General features: G+C 39.1%; 3 protein-coding genes and 1 pseudogene. 1 reads left to right on the top strand and 3 read right to left on the bottom strand.

Going from position 1 to position 5,489, the window contains the following annotated elements; all coding sequences use genetic code 11:
* Positions 1-110 precede the first annotated feature (110 nt).
* Positions 111-1,139 (top strand): CdaR family transcriptional regulator, encoded by a 1,029-nt coding sequence (locus LIZ98_RS16750; protein ID WP_227140315.1) that lies wholly within the window; start codon positions 111-113, stop codon positions 1,137-1,139.
* Between the two features lie 109 nt (positions 1,140-1,248).
* Here LIZ98_RS16750 and LIZ98_RS16745 read toward each other — a convergent pair whose 3' ends face one another.
* The 3 genes and pseudogenes from LIZ98_RS16745 to LIZ98_RS16735 all read right to left on the bottom strand — a co-directional run.
* A complete protein-coding gene (locus LIZ98_RS16745; protein WP_108898819.1) occupies positions 1,249-2,385 on the bottom strand; it encodes a glycerate kinase family protein in 1,137 nt (378 codons plus the stop codon).
* 204 nt (positions 2,386-2,589) lie between these two features.
* Positions 2,590-3,888, bottom strand: coding sequence for a GntP family permease (locus LIZ98_RS16740; protein WP_227140314.1), 1,299 nt, complete (start codon positions 3,886-3,888; stop codon positions 2,590-2,592).
* Positions 3,889-4,323: 435 nt separating this feature from the next.
* Positions 4,324-5,100, bottom strand: a pseudogene (locus LIZ98_RS16735) ((S)-acetoin forming diacetyl reductase); the annotation flags it as partial.
* Positions 5,101-5,489: the final 389 nt, after the last annotated feature.

Below are 5,489 nucleotides of genomic sequence, written 5' to 3'. Positions count from 1 at the left end.
ACGCAAGCCCCCACTTCAAACAGACCGTTAGGTCGTTAAGTGGTGGGTTGTTGACTTTAAGGTTATAATAAAAAGAAAAGAATTTAATTTCCTTATTCAGGTGGTATAAAATGTATAGATTAACCGCAAATTTAGCTCAAATGATAGTTAACAAAATGATGAAGGATATTCCTTATAATATCAATATTATGGATAAAAATGGGGTAATTATCGGAAGTGGGAATAAAGAACGGATTGGTATCTTGCACCATGGGGCTGTCGATGCGATTAGGTATAGAAAAGCAGTCGAGATTAAGAAAGATGAGGAGTTTGTCAAGAAAGGGATTAATTTACCGATTGAAATGAATGGGGACATTATTGGGGTGGTCGGAATTAGCGGAGAAATTGGAGAGACGCGGCCGTTCGGAAATCTTGTTAGGTCAACTGTGATTTTATTAATTGAACAAAGTGTAGCTTTGGAGAAAGCCAATCAAGAAGAAAAGCGGAAATACGACCTTTTTAATCGAATTATGGATACGGATACACTCTATACAAAGGAACTGGCGGAACAAGCGAAAGTTTATGGCCTTGAGTTAAACAAGCCATCGCAAATTGTCTATGTGGAATCCCAATCAAACATCGATGAAATAAATCTAAATGACCTACCTACTTTTAAAATTACCAATGATTCGATTTGTATTGTCGTACAAGAAATAGAACTGGTGGATCCACTCATCACTAGGATACAAAAACAGAATCAGGACGTGCGGATATCAATTAGCGGAGTCAATGATCGACCTTCCAAAGGTTATATTCAGGCAAAATCAGCCATGCGTGTTTTGAGAGGACTATTTTCTGACAAAAAAATAATTTTCTATACCGATTGTGAAGTCATTGCAGATATTTCGGAATGGCTTAAGCAAAACAGGAGTATTGAGAAAATAACCACATTGCTCGAAAAAAATGAGGAGCTGTGCAAAACACTGCAAGTTTACCTGAATTCCAACTTAAATTCCAATGAAGCTGCCGGTCTCCTAAACATACACAGAAACACGCTAAATTACCGATTGGAAAAAATCCAAAAAATCACTGGCAAAGATCCGAAAAATATATTAGAACTTGTTGAACTGCTTTTTATTTTAATCAACCGGATAAAGTAGAGAAACATTTGCAAGGTTAAGCAAATTAAGGGTATTCCGATACGCCCGTATCTGAAAAAAAGCCGGGTTCAATATGTCACCGGCTCTTTTTTAATGGTTTTTCTATTCTTTATCGCAACAATCGTGCCACACTTTCCGCTGTCCGAGCAACGTTCTCGGAACCTTGTTTTAATAATGTACTAAGTTCAGCAGCTCCCGGAACGACTCCAAAAATTGCGTCAAAACCTTCTTCATACAGTACCTCAACATCTTTGCCAATATAACCCGCTAAAGCAATCACTTTCATATTTGGGTTCACACTTTTTGCAACTTTTGCAACTCCATAGGGGGTTTTCCCAAATTTTGTTTGAAAATCGATGCCGCCCTCACCTGTAAAACAATAATCTGCATGTCGAAGCTTTTCTTTTAAGTTTGTATATTCGATAACAATTTCAATTCCTTTTTTCATCGTGGCATTTGTAAAAGCAAGTAATCCTGCACCGAGACCCCCGGCAGCACCGGCACCGGGTACATTAAGCACGTCAATTCCAAGCTGATCTTTCACCACTTGTGCATAGTGTCGTAAATTATTATCGAGAATTTCCACCATCTCAGGTGTGGCTCCTTTTTGCGGACCGAAAACTCTGGATGCACCATGTTCGCCACATAATGGGTTCGTTACATCTGATGCGACCAAAATATGAACATCTCTCAATCCGGGAATCACATTAGACGTGTCGATGGTGGCGAGCCTATCTAAAAAGCCACCGCCAAGTTTCAACTCTTTTCCATCTTCATCCAAAAATTTATAACCAAGAGCGGCTGCCATACCCGTACCGCCATCATTTGTCGCACTTCCGCCAATTCCTAAAATAATATCAGTAATGCCTTGCTCGATACAATCCTTAATCAATTCACCGGTTCCATAAGTCGTAGTAATTAACGGGTTTTTCGTTTCTTTCGTGACAAAATGAATCCCACTTGCAGCCGCCATCTCAATGACAGCTGTTTTGCCATCACCAAGAATACCGTACCCGGCAACCACTTTTGTGCCGAGCGGTCCGGTCACTTCTTTTTTCACTAAAGTTCCACCTGTTGCATCAATAAGCGATTGAACAGTCCCTTCACCGCCGTCTGCCATTGGAACATGAATACATTCAGCATCAGGAATCGCTCTTTTAATTCCAATTTCCATTGCTTTACATACTTCTTTTGCCGTCATACTTTCTTTAAATGAATCCGGAGCTAATACAAATACTTTCCCCATCTACCGTCACCCCTAGAATAAAATTGTTTTGTCAAAGAATGATTTTGATTTTGACTGATTGTTGTTTGGAGTAGAAGGCATGAGACACCTGTGGGACTAGCTGGACAGTAAAGACACCATTAAGCTATTGCCCCACAAGGCTTACCACATGCCCCACTGAACGTGAGTACTTGAGCGCTAATCAACAACCAAATCTAATATAGCCTATAAAATAAATCCGTAAAGAATTGTTGCAACGATGGTCATTGTTAAACCGACAATGCTTTCATATAAAGCCACAGTCATTCTATCTTTCATACTTATGTTCATTGCATTTCGAGTAACGTGGAAGTAGGTTCCATGCGGCAAGTGGTCAATTACTGTAGCCCCGGCATGTGTCATAACTGCTGCTGATAGCGGTGCCACACCTGTATTTAATATTGCTTGTGAGAATGATCCGGTTGCCAAAATTACACCTGTTGATGTAGAAGCTGTAGCGGCCGCCATTAATGTCCCTGCAATTGGTGCTAAGAACACTCCGGAAATACCGGAAGCCTCGACAAGGGATACCACTTTTTCAGGTAAATTAGAGGCTGTAATTAACCCACCAATCGCACCTGCACCAATAATAATTAAGATTGTTGGTGTCATTCGGTCTAATCCGGCTGAGCAGTAGTCCAAGATTTGCTTTTTCTTCCCTAAGGCAATTGATCCAACAACAGCCGCAAATGGTAAAATAAATAAAGAATCAATTTTTAAATTTGCTAGGAAATCAACACCGAGTATCGAACCTACCGGACTGATCATTAAAAGAACAATCGCAATAATTGGGGTAATCAATGCTTTTGAAAAGGAAGGCAAATTTGTCGTATTAGCTTTTTCCAATTCAGCTACCTCAAGATCCGTTACTTTTGTGCCTTTAAATTTAATTCTTGATGCAAGAAATACAGTAACAATGACACCAAAAACTGCAGGGACGAAACCAGCGAGCATTACTTGGTTTACATCAAGGTTAAAACCGCCCGCAGCTGCAATCGTATTCGGGTTTGGTGAAATAATATTTCCTGCTTTCCCTCCACCGGATAATGCAACAAGTAACGCCACTTTAGAGTAACCCATTTTGTTTCCGACAGATAAAGCGATTGGAGCGACAATCAAAACCGCAACCGGTATAAAGACACCCACCGCTGTAATAATCATTGTTGCTAATGCTAAGGAGAGCATTGCTTTCGTTCCACCAAGTTTATCAACAATTACCTTAGCAATTGTTTCAGCAGCGCCTGATTCCATCATCACACCGGCAAAAACACCGGCAGCAATAATCCGTACAACGGTACCCATGACGCTTTGTGTTCCTGAAATCAATATCGAAACTGAATCCGAAAAACTTGCGCCACCAATGAAAGCGCCCGCAATTGCTCCCAATATTAATGAATAGGTAGGTGATAATTTAAATAATATGAAAATAATTGCCAACAATAAACCGCTTAAAGCGCCAATCCAGCTAATATGAATTGCTTCCATATGAAAACCTCCTCATTTCAATACAACTTTATTTAAGAATTTTTATGAGATTGCACAAAATGTAAAATTCTACTAAAAAACCCAAGTAAGCTAAATTTTGTTAATCCTTTCACAAATACCTTGTCATAAAAGCGCTTTTATTGAATACGCTTAAATTATATTAAAATATAAAACCGTTAACAATTGATAAAACAACGAACTTTTTTGGGCATTTGCACAATGAAATTTTGCATTGGTGCCAGTATATTTACAATTATCTCTGGAAAATAAACGCCGATAGGATGGTTACTTAAAGATATTGTTCTCTTCTATCATTGCGTTTTCACTTATCCCTTATCAAAATATCCCACCATTGGTTTACTTATCCAATACACAAAAAACCTGCGACAGTTTCCCATCGCAGGTTTTATTGTTCATTATTTCCAATGAATAAAATTAATTAAATACCATACCGCCATCAATAATTAATGCTTGACCAGTCATATAATCGGAGTCCGGACCAGCCAAATAAGATACACAAGCGGCTACATCTTCCGGTTCAGAAAGACGTTTCAATGTAATATTTTGCGCAAACTGATTCATGCCCCATTCAAATGGTTTGCCGGCAGCATCAGCGACTTCTTTTGCAATCCCCATCATCATTGGTGTTTTTACAATCCCCAGACAATAAGCATTTACTGTTATTCCAAGATGTGCTAAGTCACGTGCTGCTGTTTGTGTAATTCCACGTATGGCAAATTTTGTTCCACCATAAACAGCTAGGTTAGGATTACCCACTTGACCTGCTTGAGAGGATGCATTTATGATTTTACCGCCATGACCTAATTTTTTGAAGGCGGCAACTGCAGCTTGGATTCCCCAAAGTGTACCACCGACATTAATATCAAAAACTTTCCGATAAATTTCTGGGGTGATCTCTTCAATTGGTGTTGACGGTCCAATACCTGCATTGTTAACAACAACATCCAATCCACCTAATTTTTCAACGGTTTCGTTAACTGTATTGAAAACTTGATCACGATCAGAAACATCCACTTTTACGGCAATGGCTTTTCCACCGTTTTTATTTATTCCATCAGCAACTTGGTTTGCTGCATCTATGTTAAAGTCTGCACATGAAACTGCAAAACCATCCTCTGCCAGCCGTTCTGCTATTGCTTTTCCAATCCCTTGGCCAGCACCTGTTACGTAATCAACTTTTCCTAAAACTCTAAAACTCTACTATCAGACATTTTATTATTCCCCTTTCACATGAAAAATTACTACTCTTTCACTTTAGACCTCTGAGACACTTTTTTCAATAATAAGTTATATAATTCACAAAATCGAAATAAATTGGGGAAAATTGTTTAGATTGTTTTCTATGAGACAAATTGCTTTAAAAAAAGAGGGAAAATGGCTCATAGAAGCGAGCGGTACCTTCCCTATGGGACAAAACGACAGCTAAAACAGGGAAAACTGTCCCATAGAACGACGCTATGGGACAAATTGCTTTGAAAAAATGGAAAAAATGTCTCATAGAAGCTAGACGTGCCTTCCCTATGAGACAAAACGACAGCTAAGAGAGGGAAAACTGTCTCATAGAACGCCGCTATGGGACA

This window comes from Caldibacillus sp. 210928-DFI.2.18 (assembly GCF_020554505.1).
In the GTDB taxonomy this organism is placed as follows: domain Bacteria; phylum Bacillota; class Bacilli; order Bacillales; family Caldibacillaceae; genus Caldifermentibacillus; species Caldifermentibacillus hisashii.
Note: the sequence above shows the minus strand (reverse complement) of the source record. Positions and strands in the feature narration are given on the sequence as shown.

Excerpts from the sequence above, each read along its gene's own strand:
- LIZ98_RS16750 (WP_227140315.1), top strand. The coding sequence starts at position 111 with ATGTATAGATTAACCGCAAATTTAGCTCAAATGATAGTTAACAAAATG.
- LIZ98_RS16745 (WP_108898819.1), bottom strand. The coding sequence starts at position 2,385 with ATGGGGAAAGTATTTGTATTAGCTCCGGATTCATTTAAAGAAAGTATG.
- LIZ98_RS16740 (WP_227140314.1), bottom strand. The coding sequence starts at position 3,888 with ATGGAAGCAATTCATATTAGCTGGATTGGCGCTTTAAGCGGTTTATTG.